The sequence below is a fragment of the Streptomyces filamentosus genome (assembly GCF_014654895.1).
Taxonomy (GTDB): domain Bacteria; phylum Actinomycetota; class Actinomycetes; order Streptomycetales; family Streptomycetaceae; genus Streptomyces; species Streptomyces filamentosus.
In genome coordinates, this window is the sequence record NZ_BNBE01000001.1 from 374211 (window position 1) to 390496 (window position 16286).

The following is a 16286-nucleotide window of genomic DNA, read 5'->3' on the forward strand; positions in this document are numbered from 1 at the left end:
GGGCGGGGGGAACGGCCTGAGGGACACCCCCGCCGGGGTCAGCGGACGGTGACGGTCCGGGGGGCGGAGAAGTCGCCCCAGGTGCCGTCGGGGAGGCGGGCGCGGAGGGTGAGGGTGAGGACGGTGCCGGGCGGCACCTGGGCGGGGAAGGCGTAGGTGGCGCGGCCGGCGGGCGGGGCGGTGCCCCAGACGACGGTGGTGGCGAAGCGGCCGTCGATGTGGAGTTCGTGGTGGGTGACGGGGGCTCCGGTGTCCGGCGGGGTCCAGGTGAGGGTGATCTCGCCGTGCGCGGAGGTGGCGGTGAGGGCGAGGGGCGAGGTGTTGGCGGGCGCGCCGGGGGCGGGGGCGGTGGTGAGGTCGGCCGGGGGGCTGTCCGGGGAGGAGTTCTCGGCGGCGTCGCGGGCGCGGAGGGTGAAGGAGTAGGCGGTGCCGGGGCGCAGTCCGGTGAGGCGGGCGGTGGTGGCGGTGCCGGGGGCGGTGTGGACGCGGACGCCGGCCTGGTAGACGTCGTAGGCGGTGACCCGGGTGTCGTCGCGGGAGGCGGTCCAGGCGAGGGTGGCGGCGGTGGTGCCGTCGGGGGCGGCGCGCAGGGCGCGGGGGGCGGTGGGGGGTTCGCGGTCCTCGGCGGTGGCGCGGAGGGTGGTGGCGGTCGCGGCGGGGGTGGCGGGCGAGGTGTTGCCGGCGGCGTCGCGGGCGCGGACGGCGAAGGCGTGGCGGGTGCCGGGGGCGAGGCCGGTGACGTCGGTCATGAGGGTGGTGGCGGGGAGGTCCTTGACCGGGCGGCCGTCCTGGAGGACCTGGTAGCCGGTGACGGCCCGGTCGTCGGTGGCGGCCCGCCACATGACGTGGACGGTGGTGGAGCTGCCGGAGACGGCGGTGAGGCCGGTGGGGGCGGCGGGCGGGGTGGTGTCGGGGGGATCGGCACGGGAGCAGCCCGTGACGGCCAGCACGATCAACAGGCTTGCGGCGAGCGGTCGTTGCACGGGCCGGCCTCCGTCCGTCGGAAAGGTCTGGACCTATATCGCATGCGGAGGGAGGGATTCGCAAGAGGGCGTTGTCGGTGGGGTGCGCTTCACCGGAAACGTCACTCTGCGCAGCCGGTTCCCGGGGGGATCATGACGGACCGTTCGCCGTGCGCGTCGCCGGCCGGGGTGCCGCGGCGCGACCGGACCGGCCCGACGGTGCGGGAGCCGGCCGGGCCCCCGGGCGTCCGGGGGCGCGGCCCGCGCCGGTACGCGCCCGCGCCGGCGCGGGTGGGGGCGGTGGAGCGGACGCCGGGCGCCAGGACGCCGCCCCGGGCCCCGCGGGGTGCGCGGGGCCCGGGGCGGGCGGTGTCGCTGTTGTTGCTGTTGCTGTTGCTGTTGTCGCGGCTGGTGCCGCGGAGGGCCGGCCGGGGTCTAGTGGGCGTGGGCCGCCTTCGCGCCCCGGGTCTCCGAGATCTCCTCGCCCGGCTCCATCGGCGCGGTCACCTCGTCGTCCTCCGTGCGGCGGCCGAAGTGGTTGAAGACCACGTTGAGCAGGACGGCGGCCACGCAGCCGGTGGAGATGCCGGAGTCCAGGATGATCTGGGCGGTCTCCGGGAAGGCGTGGTAGAAGTCCGGTTTGGTGATCGGGATGATGCCGACCGCGATCGAGACCGCCACGATGAGGACGTTGTTGTCCTTCTCCAGGCCGGCCTTGACCAGGATCTGGATGCCGCTGGCCGCGACCGAGCCGAAGAGGACGACGCCGGCGCCGCCGAGGACGGGGCGGGGCACGACCGAGATCAGCGAGGCCATCACCGGCGAGAGGCCCATCAGGACCAGCAGGCCGCCACCGCAGGCGACGACGAAGCGGCTGCGGATGCGGGTCATGGCGACCAGGCCGACGTTCTGGGCGAAGGCGCTGCACATGAAGCCGTTGAAGAGCGGGCTGAGCGCCGAGCCGAGGGTGTCGGCGCGCAGGCCGGCCGCGATGGTCTTCTCGTCGGCGGGCCGCTCGACGATCTCGCCCAGCGCCAGCATGTCGGCGGTGGACTCGGTCATCGAGACGAGCATGACCACGCACATGGAGATGATCGCGGCCAGCGCGAACTGCGGGGCGCCGAAGTGGAAGGGGGTCGGGAAGCCGACGATGTCCGCCTCGGTCACCGGGGTGAAGTCGGTGGCGCCGAAGGGTATGGCGATCAGGGTGCCGAGGACCAGGCCGACGAGGACCGCGATCTGCTTCAGGAAGCCTCTGGTGAAGCGGCGCAGCAGCAGCACGACGACGAGCGTGACGGCGGCGAGCCCGAGGAACTTGCCCGAACCGTAGTCCTCCGCCTTGGGGTTGGGCCCCTGGGCCCAGCCGAAGGCGACCGGCAGCAGCGAGATGCCGATGAGGGTGATGACGGTGCCGGTGACGACCGGCGGGAAGAACCGCACCAGCCGGGAGAACCAGGGGGCGGCGAGGAAGCCGAGGAGTCCGGCGACGATGATCGCGCCGAAGATGATCGGCAGGGCGTCGGCCTTGTTCTCCGTCGTGTCGACGATGGCGAGCATGGGGGCCACGCCGGCGAAGGTGACGCCGTTGACGAAGGGCAGCTTGGCGCCGATCTTCCAGACGCCGAGGGTCTGGAGGAAGGTCGCGAGGCCCGCGGTGAAGAGGCTGGCGCCGGTGAGGAAGGTCAGCTCGGTGCCGGAAAGCCCGACGGCCGCTCCGACGATCAGGGGCGGGGCCACCACGCCCGCGTACATGGCGGCCACGTGCTGGAGGCCGCTGGTGAACATCTTGAGGGGGGGCAGGGTCTCGTCGACCGGATGCTTGGTCCGGTCTTCCGGGGCGGTGCCTGCGTCTTGTGCATTGCGAACCTGGGGCTCGTCGGCCACGGCGGTTCCTCCGGTCGGTTACACGTCGGCGGTGACGCGGGTGTCTGGGAGGTGGTGCGATGCGGTGCGAAGTGCAGGAGGTGCGGCTCGGTGCGGGGTGGAGCGGTGCGCCGGAGGAAGGGGTGCGGCGCGGGGACGGGACGCCCGAGGGGGGTGCGGGCGGGTGCGGCCGTCCCGGGCGGCGCCGTACGACGGGTGCGTACGGCGCCGCCCGGTCGGGCCGCCGCGGACCCTGGGGTCCGCGGCGACCGGTCGAGGGCCGTCCCCCTCGACCGGACTCCGGGGGAAGGGTCAGCCCTGGGCCGCGATGCGGGCCAGGCGCTGCGCCTCCGTGCGCGCGTCACGCGCGATGGTGTCCTCGTCGACGGTGAGCAGGCGGTTGTTCTCCACGATCTGCTCGCCGTTGACGAAGGAGGCGGTGACCGGGGCCGCCGCGCCGAAGACGATGGCGGTGACCGGGTCGGCGATCGAGGAGTGGCCGAGGCCGTCGATCTTCCAGAGGACGAAGTCGGCGAGCTTGCCCGCCTCCAGGGAGCCGATGTTGTCGGCGCGGCCGAGGACCTGCGCGCCGCCGTAGGTGCCGAGGCGCAGGGCCTGGCGGGCGTTGAGCGCCGACTCGCGGTGGGCGCCGAGGCGGTTGATGAGCAGCGCGTTGCGGAGCTCGGTGTGCAGCTCGCCGGACTCGTTGGAGGCGGTGCCGTCGACGCCGAGGCCGACCGGGACGCCCGCCTTCAGCATGTCGGGGACGCGGGCGATGCCGGCGGCGAGGCGCGCGTTCGACGAGGGGCAGTGCGCGACGCCGGTCCTGGTGCGGGCGAAGGCGGCGATGTCGGAGTCGTTCATGTGGACGCAGTGCGCCATCCACACGTCCTCGCCGAGGAAGCCGGTCGACTCGAAGTAGTCGGTCGGGCCCATGCCGAAGAGCTCGTGGCAGAACTTCTCCTCCTCCACGGTCTCCGAGCCGTGGGTGTGCATGCGCACGCCGAGGCGGCGGCCGAGCGCGGCGCCCTCGCGGAGCAGCTCGGTGGAGATGGAGAAGGGCGAACAGGGGGCGACGGCGACCTGCGTCATCGAGTCGAAGGAGGCGTCGTGGTGCTTCTTCACCGTCTCCTCGGTCGCGGCGAGCGCGCCCTCGGTGGTCTCGACGGCGAAGTCCGGCGGCAGGCCGCCGTCCTTCTCGCTGCGGTCCATGGAGCCGCGGGCCAGGGTGAAGCGCACGCCCATCTCGGAGGCGGCGCCGATGATGGCGCCGGAGAGGTCGCCGGAGCCCCGGGGGAAGACGTAGTGGTGGTCCATGGCGGTGGTGACGCCGCCGCGGGCCATCATCGCGAGCGAGCCCTGGGCGGCGACGCGGACCATCTGCTCGTCGATGCGCGCCCACGTGGGGTAGAGCGCGACCAGCCAGTTGAAGAGGTTGTGGTCGGTGGCGAGGCCCCGGGTGATCCACTGGTAGAAGTGGTGGTGGGTGTTGACCAGGCCGGGCGTGACCAGGTGGCCGGTGGCGTCGATCCGCCGGACCACGTTCTCCAGGTTCTCGGGGGCCTTGCCGGGGCCGAGGGACTCGATCCTGTTGCCGGCGACGACGAGGTGGCCGGAGGCGTACTCGGTGTCGTGCGCGTCGACGGTGGCGATCGCCGCGTTCTCGATGACGATGCGCCGGTCTGCCGAAGGTGCTGCCATGGCGGTGCTTCCTTCATTCCTCTTGGGTGGGGTGGGCACGGCAGGACCCTAGGAGGATTTGAGTGCCGGGGCCGCCTGACGGCTCCGGGTGCCGAGATGGTGGAAGAACAGGTTCAGCAGGACGGCGACGAGCGCGCCGGCGCTGATGCCGGAACCGAGCACGGTCTGCGCCCAGGCCGGGAAGTCGGCGTAGAAGGTGGGCGCGGCGAGCGGGATGATGCCCGCGCCGAGCGCGACGGCCACCAGGATGATGTTGGAGCTGTCGTCGAGTCCGGCCTCGGAGAGGGTTCGGATGCCGCTGACCGCGATCGAGCCGAAGAGGACGATGCCGGCGCCGCCGAGGACGGGCATCGGAACCATGGAGACGACCGCGCCGAGCACCGGGAAGGCGCCGAGGACCAGGAGGGCGCCGCCGGCGACGGCGACCACGTAGCGGGAGCGGACCCGGGTGAGCGAGACGACGCCGACGTTCTGCGCGAAGGCGGAGGTCGGGAAGCCGCCGAAGACGGGGCCGAGCAGGGTGGCGATGCCGTCGGTGCGCAGGCCGCGGGTGATGGTCCTCCCGTCGCTGGGCCGTTCGCAGATCTCGCCGAGGGCGAGCATGCCGGCGCTGGACTCGGTCATGAGGACCAGCATCACGATGCACAGGGAGAGGATCGCGGCGGGCTGGAACTCGGGGGCGCCGAAGGCGAAGGGCGCGGGCAGCGCGGCGACGGGGGCCTCGCGCAGGGCGCTGAAGTCGGCCATCCCGAAGGGGATCGCGGCGAGGGTGCCGATGAGCAGGCCGAGGAGCAGGGCGACCTGCTTGAGGAAGCCGCGGCCGAAGCGCTGGAAGAGCAGGACGACGACCAGGGTGAAGCCGGCGAGGGCCAGGTGCTTCATGGCGCCGAAGTCGGCGGCGGTCTTGTCGCCGCCCTGGGCCCAGCTGACGGGCACCGGCATCAGGGTGACGCCGATCAGGGTGATGACGACGCCGGTGACGAGCGGCGGGAAGAAGCGCAGGAGCCGGCCGAAGAAGGGGCCGACGGCGAGGCAGAAGACGCCGGCGACCATGACCGCGCCGTAGATGGCGGGGAGCTGGTGCCCGGGGGCGCTCGTCTCGGCGATGGCCAGCATGGGGGCGATGCCCGCGGAGGAGGCGGCGTTGACGAAGGGGAGCCGGTTGCCGGCGAAGTTCCGGACGCCGAGGGTCTGGAGGATGGTCGCGAGACCGGCGATCAGGAGGCTCGCGGCGATGAGCCGGGTCATCCCGGCGGCGTCCAGGCCGACGGCCTGGCCGATGATGAGCGGAGGGGTGACGACGCCGGCGTACATGGCGGCGATGTGCTGGAGCGCCGCGGGCACGAGCCGCGAGGCGGGGAGTTTCTCGTCCACCGGATGGCAGGCGGCCTGGGACGGGGCCGCGGTGGGCGATGGGGTGGAACACGGGCCTTCGGCGGTCGCCGGCCCCTTTGCGGGCAGTGCCATGCTGGGTTCCCTCCGGTCTGGTGCCGGCCCCCGCCCGACTGCGGGCGGGCGGGGGCCGGGTCACTCAGTGCCGCTCAGAGATGTGATGCCGCTCAGAGATTGGTCATGTCGACCGGGATGAGCGCCGAGGCGCCGTCACGCAGGACCGTGGCCTCGATGAGGCCGTACATGCGGTCCGCGGCGTAGTAGACCTCGTTGTCGTTCTTCAGCCCGAAGGGCTCGAGGTCGACCAGGAAGTGGTGCTTGTTGGGGAGCGAGAAGCGCACCTCGTCGATCTCCGCGCGGTGGTTGATGATCCGCGTGGCCATCTGGTAGAGGGTCTGCTGGAGGGAGTACGAGTACGTCTCCGAGAAGGCTTCCAGCATGTGCTTCTTGGTCTGCTCGTAGGACCGCTCCCAGTTGGGCATGCGCTGCTCGTCGTCGGTCCAGTTGAACCGCCAGCGGCCGGACACCTGGGTGGCCAGGATGCGGTCGTACGCCTCCTGGAGGGTGGTGTACTGGTCCTTGATGTAGCCCCAGAACTCCGAGTTGGTGGAGTTCATGACGACGAGGTCCTTGAGGCCGGAGATGACCTCCCACTTCTCGCCGTCGTAGGTGATCTGGGTGACGCGGGTCTCCTGGCCCTTGCGGGCGAAGGAGTGGTTGACCTCGTCGGCGCCGATGAACTTGGAGTTGGCGTCGGAGGAGGCGATGCGCTCCCAGGCGTACTCCTCGATCCGGATCCGGGCGCGCTTGATCGGCTCCTGGCTCGTCACGAAGTGGCGGGCGAGGTGGATGCCGAACTGCTCGGCGGACTCGATGCCGTACTCCTTGGCGAACGCGAAGACGGTGTTCTTCGTCGTGTCGGTGGGGAGGCAGTTGGCGTTGGAGCCGGTGAGGTGGACGTCGCTGAGGTCGCCGGAGAGGGCGACGGAGACGTTGAGGTCCTTGATGTGGTGGGTGGCGCCGTCCCGCGTGATCTTGACGACGCGGTTCTCTGCTTTGCCGTACTGGTTCTGGCCGAGAATCGTGGGCATGTCTGCTAGCTCCCTCGGTAAACGGAGTAGCCGAACGGGTTGAGCAGCAGCGGTACGTGGTAGTGCTCGCCCGGCTCGACGGCGAACGTGATCGCCACCTCCGGGAAGAAAGCACCGGCCGGACCGCTGTCCCGATTCGCGGGGGCGTCCTGCTGCGCCTCGGCTTGCTGGTTCTGCTTGCTCAGGAAGTACGCCTCGGTCTCGAAGTCGAGGCGTACGTGGGTGGTGCCGACCGGGAGGGCCGGCAGGTCCTTGCACCGTCCGTCGGCGTCGGTGGCCGAGCCGCCGAGCGCGACCCAGGCGGCGCCGGAGCCGGCGCGGGCGGCGAGGGTGATCGCCACGCCCTCCGCGGGGCGTCCGATGCTGGTGTCCAGGATGTGGGTGGACACCGAGGCCGTGGTGTCGGTGCTCATGCGGCGCTCTCTTCCTCTACGAGACGGGTGAGCCGGATGCGGTTGATCTTGCCCAGTTCGGTGCGGACGATCTCCCGCTCCTGCTCGGGCGAGTTGCCGATCCGGTCCTTGACCGCGTCGCGCATCTGCTCGCCGGTCCTGCCGGTGGCGCAGATGAGGAAGACGTGGCCGAAACGTTCCTGGTAGGCCAGGTTCAGTTCGAGCATCTCGGCCTTGAGCTCGGCGGAGGAGCCGGCCATCCCGCTCTGTTCGCGGGTGGAGGTGGCATCCCCTTCCTTCGGACGACCGATCGGCGGGTGGCCCTCCATCGCCTCGGCCAGGTCCTCGGCGGTCAGCTCGGCCATGGCGGCGTCGCTGGCGAGGAAGAGGGCTTCGGCGGTGGTGTACGGGCGCTGGGCGAGGATCTTGCTCCCCCACGCCGAGCTGGAGCACACCTCGTGGAGCGCGGCGAGAGCCTCGCTGTCCGCCGAGGTGTTGAACCGGGTGAGGCCCGGTGTCGTACCTGAAGTCACGGGAAGCCTCCGTGGCTGTTTTTCGCTGTGCGTCGGACGGGCTGCGGATAGCTAACGCCCTCGGCAACACGACGTCAACACTTTGTTGAAAACTCGGTGACACAAAAGCCGTCGTCCCGACATCCGGACGACGGCTCGTGGCCATTCTTGATCAACTAGGCGTTCTTGGAGGCGTTTTCCCTGTTCAGGTAGTTGTACACGGTGAACCGGCTGACACCGAGTGCACCGGCCACCGTCTCCACTCCGTGCCGCACGGAGAAGGCGCCGCGCGCCTCCAGGAGCCGGACCACCTCCTGCTTGGCCTTGCGGTCCAGCTCGGCCAGCGGCATCCCGTGCCGCCGCTCCATCGCCGCGAGGATGTGGTCCAGGGAGTCCGACAGCTGGGGCAGCCGTACGGCGAGGACGTCCTCGCCCTCCCAGGACAGGACGACGTCGTCGGCCGCGGCCTGCGCCGGCTCCAGGACCTGTGCGCCCATCGCGTCGACCAGCGGCTTCACCGCCGCCGCCAAGGGGTGCTCGCTCACTTCTCGTCCTCCCCGCCCTCACCGATCACGTTGACCTGGAGCGAGACCCGGGTGGCACCGGCGTCGAGCGCCTTGCGCAGCAGCTCGTCGACGGCGGTGAGGACGGCGTCGGCACCGCCTTCCGCGGTGTTGCCGAAGGGGCCGACGTCGACGGCGTCCAGTTCTGCCGACTGGATGACCTCACGGGCCACGACCGCGTGGGCCGGCGCCTCGTCGAGGTCGAACGGCTCGGTCGTGAACTCCACTCTCAAACGCACCATGCCCCCACGCTACGGCCCGTTCGGGCCACGGGGGAGTCCCGATCGGGAGGGGCGCCCTTGACAACCACCGCCACGGGCTTGCAACATTCCGTCAGACAGAAAACGACTTCCGCAATACGGAAGGAGCGCCGCCCCTCATGGGATACACGGACCAGCGCTTCGATGTGAACCTGTCGATCCTCTTCACGGAACTCCCGCTCCTGGAGCGCCCCGCGGCCGCCGCCGCGGCCGGCTTCACCGCGGTCGAGCTGTGGTGGCCCTGGATCGACACCGCCACCCCCGAGCAGAGCGAGCTCGACGCCCTCAAGAAGGCCCTCGAGGACGCCGGCACCCAGCTGGTGGGCCTGAACTTCTACGCCGGACAGCTCCCCGGCCCGGACCGCGGCGCGGTCTCGGTCCCGGGCGAGGAGTCCGACCGCTTCCGGGCCAACATCGACATCGCCGCGGACTTCGCCGCCTCGGTCGGCTGCAAGGCGCTCAACGCGCTCTACGGCAACCGCGCGGAGGGCGTCGACCCGGAGGTCCAGGACGCCCTCGCCCTGGAGAACCTGGTCCTGGCGGCCCGCGCCGCCGACCGCGTCGGCGCGATCCTGCTGATCGAGACCCTGAACAAGCCGGAGTCGCCGCTCTACCCGCTGGTGAGCGCCCCCTCCGCGATCGAGGTCGTCGACAAGGTGAACGAGGCCACCGGGCTCGGCAACGCCAAGTTCCTCCTCGACATTTACCACCTGGCCATGAACGGCGAGGACGTCAGCGCGGTGATCGCCGAGTACGCGGCGAAGACCGGTCACGTCCAGATCGCGGACATGCCGGGCCGCGGCGCCCCGGGCACCGGCGAACTCCCCCTGGAGCAGCTCCTCGACGAGCTGCGGAAGGCCGGTTACGACGGCTGGGTGGGCCTGGAGTACAAGGCCGCCGACGCCGCCGCGTCCTTCGAATGGCTCGCCGCCGAGGCCCGCCCGGCCCGCTGACACAGGCCCCCTCCCCCGTACGACCTTGCTTTGAGAGGCACCCTCACCATGAGCACTCTTCCGAAGATCGCGTGGATCGGCCTCGGCATCATGGGCTCGCCCATGTCCGAGAACCTGATCAAGGCCGGCTACTCGGTCACCGGCTTCACCCTGGAGCAGGACAAGCTGGAGCGCCTGGCCGCCGCCGGCGGCACCGCGGCCGGCTCGATCGCCGAGGCCGTCAAGGACGCCGACGTGGTCATCACGATGGTGCCCGCCTCCCCGCAGGTCGAGGCGATCTCCTACGGCCCCGAGGGCATCCTGGAGAACGCCAGGCAGGGCGCGCTGATCATCGACATGTCGTCGATCACCCCGCAGACCTCGGTCGACCTGGCCAAGAACGCCAAGGAGAAGGGCATCCGCGTCATCGACGCGCCCGTCTCCGGCGGCGAGGCCGGCGCCATCGAGGCCGTGCTCTCCATCATGGTCGGCGGCGAGCAGGCCGACTTCGACGAGGCCCTCCCGATCCTGGAGGCCCTCGGCAAGGTCATCGTGCTCTGCGGCCCGCACGGCTCCGGCCAGACGGTCAAGGCGGCCAACCAGCTCATCGTCGCCGTGAACATCCAGGCGTGCGCCGAGGCCGTGGTCTTCCTGGAGAAGTCCGGCGTGAACCTCCAGGCCGCCCTCGACGTCCTCAACGGCGGTCTGGCCGGCTCGACCGTGCTGACCCGCAAGAAGGACAACTTCCTGAACCGGGACTTCAAGCCCGGCTTCCGGATCGACCTGCACCACAAGGACATGGGCATCGTGACCGACGCCGCCCGCAACGTCGGCGCGGCCCTCCCGGTCGGCGCCGTGGTCGCCCAGCTCGTCGCCTCGCTGCGCGCGCAGGGTGACGGCGGCCTGGACCACTCGGCCCTGCTCCGCGCCGTCGAGCGCCTCTCCGGCGCCCAGGTCTGATCCACCGCCCCGGATCCCCGGGGCCCCAGATTTCCGGTCGGCGGCGGTGCTGACACCTGTCCTGTCGCGCCCAGGCGCCGCCGCCGACCGGAACACCACACTTCATTTTCAACAAACTGTTGACGTCGTGTTTCGAGCGAACCTACGCTCCACCGCATCGTCATCAGCATCTTGCAGGGAAAGGCCACCATGTCGAAGCGCGTGCTTACGACCGAGTCCGGCGCCCCCGTCGCCGACAACCAGAACTCCGCCACCGCCGGCGTCGGTGGCCCCCTCCTCCTCCAGGACCAGCACCTGCTGGAGAAGCTCGCGCGCTTCAACCGTGAGCGCATCCCGGAGCGCGTGGTCCACGCCCGCGGCTCCGGCGCGTACGGCTACTTCGAGGTGACCGACGACGTCACCGGCTTCACCAAGGCCGACTTCCTCTCCGAGGTGGGCAAGAAGACGGAGCTCTTCATCCGCTTCTCCACCGTGGCCGACTCGCTCGGCGGCGCGGACGCGGTCCGCGACCCGCGCGGCTTCGCGGTGAAGTTCTACACCGAAGAGGGCAACTACGACCTCGTCGGCAACAACACCCCGGTGTTCTTCATCAAGGACCCCATCAAGTTCCCCGACTTCATCCACTCCCAGAAGCGCGACCCCTTCACGGGCAAGCAGGAGCCGGACAACGTCTGGGACTTCTGGGCGCACGCCCCCGAGGCCACCCACCAGATCACCTGGCTCATGGGCGACCGCGGCATCCCGGCCTCGTACCGTCACATGAACGGCTACGGCTCGCACACCTACCAGTGGACCAACGAGGCGGGCGAGGCCTTCTTCGTCAAGTACCACTTCAAGACGAACCAGGGCGTCCGCTCCCTCTCCGCCGACCAGGCCGCCGAGCTCGTCGGCAAGGACGCGAACTCGCACCAGACGGACCTGCTCCAGGCCATCGAGCGCGGCGTGAACCCGTCCTGGACGCTGTACGTGCAGGTCATGCCGGCCGCCGAGGCCGCCGAGTACCGCTTCAACCCGTTCGACCTCACCAAGGTGTGGCCGCACGCCGACTACCCGCTCCAGCGCGTGGGCCGCATGGTCCTCGACCGCAACCCGGACAACGTCTTCGCCGAGGTCGAGCAGGCCGCGTTCTCCCCGAACAACTTCGTGCCGGGCATCGGCCCCTCGCCGGACAAGATGCTCCAGGGCCGCCTCTTCGCCTACGCGGACGCCCACCGCTACCGCCTCGGCGTCAACCACACCCAGCTCCCGGTGAACGCCCCCAGGGCGACCGTCGCCGAGAACTACGGCCGGGACGGCGCCATGGCGACCCGCAACGGCTCGCGGTACGACAAGAACTACGAGCCCAACTCGTACCAGGGCCCGGCCCAGACCGACACGCCGCTCTCGGCGCCGCTCGCGATCCACGGCTGGACCGGCACCCACGCGGCCCCGCAGCACACCAAGGACGACGACTTCTTCCAGGCCGGCGAGCTCTACCGCCTGATGTCGGAGGACGAGAAGTCCCGTCTGATCGCCAACATCGCCGGCGGTCTCTCCCAGGTGTCCCGCGAGGACGTCATCGAGAAGAACCTCGCCCACTTCGCCGCCGCCGACCCCGAGTACGGCAGGCGCGTCGAGGAGGCCGTCCGCGCCCTGCGCGAGGACTAGCCCTCTCGGATTCCCAGACCGCGTACGGCATCTGACGGGAGGTCAATGCCGTACGCCGTCCGGAACACCGGCCCGGATGAGGGGTGGTCGGTGTTCATGGACAGCGTGAGACCGCGGTGGCCGCGAGCCAGTGCGGTGGCCAGGACGCCAGGCCCCCTTCCAGACCTGAAGGAAGGGACCGGCCGAAACGTCCGTCGTGACCACCGCGGTCCCCACGCCCTCCCCGCACACGGGAGGCACCACAGACTCCGTCCGGCGGCGCGAACGTCCTGTCGCGCCAGCCCTCGCGTCGCCGGGCGGCCGAACGAGAGCGCGGAACCAGGTTTACGGTCCCTGGTTCCGCGCTCTTTTCCGTGCCCCCGGCACCGCTCCCCGGCACCCCCGGCAGCGCATCGTTTCTGCGGTGAAGATCCGCACCCGCCCGGAGGAACGCCCCGCGATTCGCCCCCGCGCGCCCCGCGTCCGGCGCTATCCAGCCGTACGTGATCAAGAACCTGATGCGCGGGCTCGTCCCGCTCGCCCTCGTCCTGTCCCCGCTCACCGCCCCCACCGCCTCCGCGGGCGTCCAGCTCTTCCCCGACGCGCTCGCCGAACTCACCGAGGCCGCCGAAGTCCCGGGCGGCCACCGGGAGTCGGCCTTCCCCCACTGGGACCGGGGCCTCGACGCCGCCGACGGCTGCGACACCCGCGCCGAGGTGCTGCTCGCGGAGGCCGTCGAGGCGCCCGCCACCGGGGCGGGCTGCGCGCTCACCGGCGGCCGGTGGACCTCGTACTACGACGGCCAGGACGTCACCGACCCGGCGCTGCTCCGGGTCGACCACCTCGTGCCGCTGGAGGAGGCGTGGGCCTCGGGGGCGTCCGGCTGGACGGCGGCCCGGCGGGCGAAGTACGCCAACGACCAGGGGGCCGCGGCCACCCTGGTCGCCGTCACCGCCCGCAGCCACCGGGCGAAGGCCGGCCAGGACCCGGCCGACTGGGTGCCCGAGGGCAACGCCGCCTACTGCCGCTACGTCGGCGAATGGGTCGGCACCAAGCTGCGCTGGGGACTCTCCGTGGACAAGGCCGAGATGGAGGCGCTCAAGCTGTTCGCCGACGGTCCGTGCGAGGAGACGGTCGTGCTGCGCTCGACAGCCCCGCGGTGAGCGCGGCGGTGACGGCGAGCGAGGCCGCCGCGAGGAGGGCCATCGCCGTCGCCGGTGAGGCGAGCTGCGCGAGACCGCCCGCCAGGGCCGCGGCGAGGCCCTGGCAGGCGAGCATCCCCGAGCCGTGCAGACCGAGCGCGTGTCCGCTCGACTCGTCCGGGACGAGCGCGAGCAGCCGCTCCTGGTACAGCAGGCTCGCCGCGTAACCGGCGGCGGAGACCGTCACGGCCGCCACCGCCGCCGCGAACGGCAGCCCCGCGCCGAGGGCGAAGAGCAGGTACGGGGCCGCCAGCAGCGCCTGGAGGGGCGCGGCGAGGCGGCTTTGCAGCCGGGCGGGCACGAAGCGGCCCACGACGGTGTCCCCGGCGAGCATGCCGACGGCGGCGCAGGCGAAGAGCAGTCCGGCGCGGTCGGGGGCGTACGGCACGAAGAGCGACTCGCAGCCCACGATCAGCCCGTTGGGCACCCACAGCGCGAGGTACAGCAGCCGGCGGCGCCGGTCGGCGAGCAGCCGGCCGTTGGTGCGCCAGGTCTCGGCGGGCGAGGGCCGTCCGGCGGCGCGCGGCGGACGGGCCGTCAGTCCGAAGCGGTACAGCAGGCCGGCGAGGAGGTAACAGGCGGCGCCCGCGAGGAGGGTGCCGCGCGGGGAGAGCACGGCGAGGAGCACGCCGCCGGCGGCGAACCCGGCGATCTGGCAGGCGCCGACCGCCATGTTCGACACCGCGCGCCCGAGCAGGTACCGCTCCCGGGGCAGGATCTCGCCGAGCAGCCCGAGCCGCACGCCCCCGCCGAGCGACCCGACGACCCCGAGGACGGCGAGCAGTCCGAACGCCGCGCCGAGCGGCATCCCCGGCGCCGCCTGGACCGCCGTGCCCGCCGCGAAGACGACCGCGACGACGGCGAGCGCGGTACGGGGCGGCAGCCGGTCCGCCGCGGACAGCAGCGTCGTCGCGCCGAGCAGCTGCGCCAGCGAGGGCCCGAACATCGCGAGCGCGCTGAGCAGCGGCGATCCGGTGGCCCGGAACACGAGCGTGGCGAGCCCGAGCCCGGCGACGGTCTGCGCGGCGGTCTGCGCGGCCCCCGCGAGGAAGAGGGGGGTGAACTCGGGGGTGCGGAGCAGGTCGCGGTAGCGGGGCGCGGCGGAGGTCCCCGTCGAGGAGGGGGAAGCGGAAGAAGAAGGGGAAGCGGAAGGAGGGGAAGCGGGCATGCGGGGATTCTGGGGAGCCCGTGGGCGCGCCGGTACTTTTTCGCGGGGAGGCGAAAGAAGGGGAGGGCGGCGGAGTACGGGGTACGGAGTACGGGATGCGCCGAGGCCGGTGGACAGGCGGGGCAGGTGGACGGACAGGGGCAGGCCGGGGGACGGTGGGCGGTCGGGGAAGGCCGAGGGGAACGGAAGGCGGCGGGGCGGTATGGGCTGGTGGCGGATCGGGGCGGACGCGCTCGCGGGGAGCAGGTTCGTCGTGTCGCCGCTCGCCGAGACCGTCGCGGCGCTGAAGGCGCTGCACGCGGGGCGGGCCGGGCACCCCGGCGAGCGGGCGTGGATGACGGAGCACCTCCCGGCGTACCGGGCACGGCTCGCGGCGGAGCCGCTGGACGGGCTGCTGGTCCGGGCGGCGATCAGCCCCACCTGGAACGCGGACTTCCTCACCCCGACCCCCCTGGGCGACGGCGAGCGGTGCTTCGAGGAGGAGGTGGAGGCGGTCCGCGCGACCGGGCGGGCCGCCGCGCTCGCCGATCTGGAGGTCGCCCTGGCCGGCCCGGTGCCGAAGCCGCTCGCCTCGGCGCCCGATCTGCCGAGACGGCTCGCGGAGCTCCTCACCTGGGTGTGGCGGGAGACGGTGCTGCCGGAGTGGGCGCGGCGGCGGCGGGTGATGGAGGCCGACGTGACGGCCCGGACGGCGCGGCTGGCGCGGGACGGCTGGGCGGCGGCCCTGGACGAGCTGTGTCCGGGCCGGACCCGCTGGCTGGGGGACGGGCGGCTCCAGGTCAACGCCCGTGACTATCCGCCGCGTTCGGTGGAGGGCGGCCGGCTGCTGCTGGTGCCGGTGACGCCCGCGACGGGCTGGGTGTCGTGGGACGCGTCACGGGAGGGCGAGGAGCGGTACGCGATCGTCTACCCCTGCGCGGGAGTTCTGGCGGACGGGGCGGGCCCGGTGGTCCCCCAGGCGCTGGGCGCGCTCCTCGGACCGGCCCGTGCGGGCGTCCTGGTGCGCCTCGAATCCCCCCTGTCCACCAGCCAGTTGGTCGCCCTGACCGGGCAGGGCCTGGGCTCGGTGGGCCGCCACCTGAAGGTGCTGCGCGACGCGGGGCTCATACGGCGCGGGCGGGCGGGCCGGTCCGTGCTGTACGCGTGGACGGAGGCGGGCGCGGTGCTCGTACGGGCGCAGCGCGGCGGGTCCTAGGCCGCTTCCGGGCCGTGTTCGGGCCGGCCCTCCGGGAAGCCGGCCCAGGCGCGGAGGGCGGCGTCGGGGACGACGTCGTGCGGGAGGACGGCGAGGGCGGCGGCGTCGACGCGTACGCCCCGGCGGGAGAGGCGGTCGGCGAGGGCGCCCCAGTGGGCGGCCTCGGCCTGCGCGTGGGTCTCGTCCCCGTAGGGCTCGTCGGGGCCGACGACCGTGCGGGCGGTCTCCGCGAGGGATTCCGGCGTGAGCGACTCCCGGATGTCGCCGCCCAGGCCGCTCTCGGCCCAGCCTCGGTCGTCGAGAAGGACCAGGGCGCGCCCGTCGGAGAGTTCGGCCTCCAGCCGCGCGCTCACGTCGAGCTGCCGGGCGGTGGTGCGGGCCTCGTTCAGCTCGACGTGGGTGACCAGGCGGGTCACGGTGGGCTCGGCGGTCATCGGCGCTCTCCTCTTCGCGGACGGAGGGCCGCC

At 72.3% G+C, this 16286-nt stretch carries 16 protein-coding genes; 5 read left to right on the plus strand and 11 right to left on the minus strand.

Features of this window, described 5'->3' with window-relative positions; genetic code table 11:
* Positions 1-38 precede the first annotated feature (38 nt).
* The 9 genes from IE326_RS41390 to IE326_RS01740 form a co-directional block, all read right to left on the minus strand.
* Positions 39-983, minus strand: a complete 945-nt coding sequence (locus IE326_RS41390; RefSeq protein WP_190040622.1) for a fibronectin type III domain-containing protein — start codon at positions 981-983, stop codon at positions 39-41.
* A 414-nt stretch (positions 984-1397) separates the two neighbouring features.
* A complete protein-coding gene (locus tag IE326_RS01705) occupies positions 1398-2747 on the minus strand; it encodes a nucleobase:cation symporter-2 family protein (RefSeq protein WP_229915407.1) in 1350 nt (449 codons plus the stop codon).
* A 390-nt stretch (positions 2748-3137) separates the two neighbouring features.
* Positions 3138-4526 carry an 8-oxoguanine deaminase gene (locus tag IE326_RS01710; protein ID WP_150235541.1) on the minus strand — a complete coding sequence of 463 codons (1389 nt, stop codon included), beginning with the start codon at positions 4524-4526 and terminating at the stop codon, positions 3138-3140.
* Between the two features lie 48 nt (positions 4527-4574).
* Positions 4575-5993: a nucleobase:cation symporter-2 family protein gene (locus tag IE326_RS01715; RefSeq protein WP_190040624.1), complete on the minus strand. Its 1419-nt coding sequence runs from the start codon at positions 5991-5993 to the stop codon at positions 4575-4577.
* Between the two features lie 92 nt (positions 5994-6085).
* A complete protein-coding gene (gene pucL / locus IE326_RS01720; RefSeq protein ID WP_150235544.1) occupies positions 6086-7009 on the minus strand; it encodes a factor-independent urate hydroxylase in 924 nt (307 codons plus the stop codon).
* A gap of 5 nt (positions 7010-7014) precedes the next feature.
* On the minus strand, positions 7015-7422 hold the full coding sequence (gene uraH, locus IE326_RS01725) for a hydroxyisourate hydrolase (RefSeq protein ID WP_030762623.1): 408 nt from the start codon (positions 7420-7422) through the stop codon (positions 7015-7017).
* The gene (gene uraD / locus IE326_RS01730) at positions 7419-7934 is read right to left on the minus strand and encodes a 2-oxo-4-hydroxy-4-carboxy-5-ureidoimidazoline decarboxylase (RefSeq protein ID WP_150235548.1); all 516 of its coding nucleotides are present in this window, start codon (positions 7932-7934) and stop codon (positions 7419-7421) included. The genes uraH and uraD overlap by 4 nt, the downstream gene beginning before the upstream one ends.
* A 155-nt stretch (positions 7935-8089) precedes the next feature.
* The gene (locus IE326_RS01735) at positions 8090-8410 is read right to left on the minus strand and encodes a helix-turn-helix domain-containing protein (RefSeq protein ID WP_150236274.1); all 321 of its coding nucleotides are present in this window, start codon (positions 8408-8410) and stop codon (positions 8090-8092) included.
* Between the two features lie 44 nt (positions 8411-8454).
* Complete coding sequence (locus IE326_RS01740; protein ID WP_078955377.1) at positions 8455-8715, minus strand: YkoF family thiamine-binding protein; 261 nt, start codon at positions 8713-8715, stop codon at positions 8455-8457.
* Positions 8716-8855: 140 nt separating this feature from the next.
* Here IE326_RS01740 and IE326_RS01745 point away from each other — a divergent pair, with 140 nt between their 5' ends.
* The 4 genes from IE326_RS01745 to IE326_RS01760 all read left to right on the plus strand — a co-directional run bounded on the left by IE326_RS01745 (position 8856) and on the right by IE326_RS01760 (position 13417).
* Positions 8856-9689, plus strand: coding sequence for a TIM barrel protein (locus tag IE326_RS01745; protein WP_150235551.1), 834 nt, complete (start codon positions 8856-8858; stop codon positions 9687-9689).
* A 48-nt stretch (positions 9690-9737) separates the two neighbouring features.
* Positions 9738-10628 carry a 2-hydroxy-3-oxopropionate reductase gene (locus tag IE326_RS01750; protein ID WP_150235553.1) on the plus strand — a complete coding sequence of 297 codons (891 nt, stop codon included), beginning with the start codon at positions 9738-9740 and terminating at the stop codon, positions 10626-10628.
* Between the two features lie 189 nt (positions 10629-10817).
* On the plus strand, positions 10818-12275 hold the full coding sequence (locus tag IE326_RS01755) for a catalase (RefSeq protein WP_190040625.1): 1458 nt from the start codon (positions 10818-10820) through the stop codon (positions 12273-12275).
* 482 nt (positions 12276-12757) lie between these two features.
* Complete coding sequence (locus tag IE326_RS01760; protein ID WP_190040626.1) at positions 12758-13417, plus strand: HNH endonuclease; 660 nt, start codon at positions 12758-12760, stop codon at positions 13415-13417.
* Here the strand turns inward: IE326_RS01760 and IE326_RS01765 are convergent.
* Complete coding sequence (locus IE326_RS01765; protein ID WP_229915164.1) at positions 13353-14624, minus strand: MFS transporter; 1272 nt, start codon at positions 14622-14624, stop codon at positions 13353-13355. The two genes, IE326_RS01760 and IE326_RS01765, sit on opposite strands and share 65 nt — an antisense overlap.
* 202 nt (positions 14625-14826) lie before the next feature.
* Here IE326_RS01765 and IE326_RS01770 point away from each other — a divergent pair, with 202 nt between their 5' ends.
* Positions 14827-15819, plus strand: coding sequence for an ArsR/SmtB family transcription factor (locus IE326_RS01770; protein WP_190040627.1), 993 nt, complete (start codon positions 14827-14829; stop codon positions 15817-15819).
* On the opposite strand, the gene IE326_RS01775 is transcribed toward IE326_RS01770, so the two are convergent.
* Entirely contained in the window at positions 15816-16253 is a 438-nt protein-coding gene (locus IE326_RS01775; protein ID WP_190040628.1) for a hypothetical protein, read from the minus strand. The two genes, IE326_RS01770 and IE326_RS01775, sit on opposite strands and share 4 nt — an antisense overlap.
* Positions 16254-16286: the final 33 nt, after the last annotated feature.

Coding starts and splice junctions, on each gene's coding strand:
- IE326_RS01705 (WP_229915407.1), bottom strand. CDS start 2,747: ATGTTCACCAGCGGCCTCCAGCACGTGGCCGCCATGTACGCGGGCGTG.
- IE326_RS01710 (WP_150235541.1), bottom strand. CDS start 4,526: ATGGCAGCACCTTCGGCAGACCGGCGCATCGTCATCGAGAACGCGGCG.
- IE326_RS01715 (WP_190040624.1), bottom strand. CDS start 5,993: ATGGCACTGCCCGCAAAGGGGCCGGCGACCGCCGAAGGCCCGTGTTCC.
- pucL (WP_150235544.1), bottom strand. CDS start 7,009: ATGCCCACGATTCTCGGCCAGAACCAGTACGGCAAAGCAGAGAACCGC.
- uraH (WP_030762623.1), bottom strand. CDS start 7,422: ATGAGCACCGACACCACGGCCTCGGTGTCCACCCACATCCTGGACACC.
- IE326_RS01735 (WP_150236274.1), bottom strand. CDS start 8,410: ATGGGCGCACAGGTCCTGGAGCCGGCGCAGGCCGCGGCCGACGACGTC.
- IE326_RS01745 (WP_150235551.1), top strand. CDS start 8,856: ATGGGATACACGGACCAGCGCTTCGATGTGAACCTGTCGATCCTCTTC.
- IE326_RS01750 (WP_150235553.1), top strand. CDS start 9,738: ATGAGCACTCTTCCGAAGATCGCGTGGATCGGCCTCGGCATCATGGGC.
- IE326_RS01755 (WP_190040625.1), top strand. CDS start 10,818: ATGTCGAAGCGCGTGCTTACGACCGAGTCCGGCGCCCCCGTCGCCGAC.
- IE326_RS01765 (WP_229915164.1), bottom strand. CDS start 14,624: ATGCCCGCTTCCCCTCCTTCCGCTTCCCCTTCTTCTTCCGCTTCCCCC.
- IE326_RS01770 (WP_190040627.1), top strand. CDS start 14,827: ATGGGCTGGTGGCGGATCGGGGCGGACGCGCTCGCGGGGAGCAGGTTC.
- IE326_RS01775 (WP_190040628.1), bottom strand. CDS start 16,253: ATGACCGCCGAGCCCACCGTGACCCGCCTGGTCACCCACGTCGAGCTG.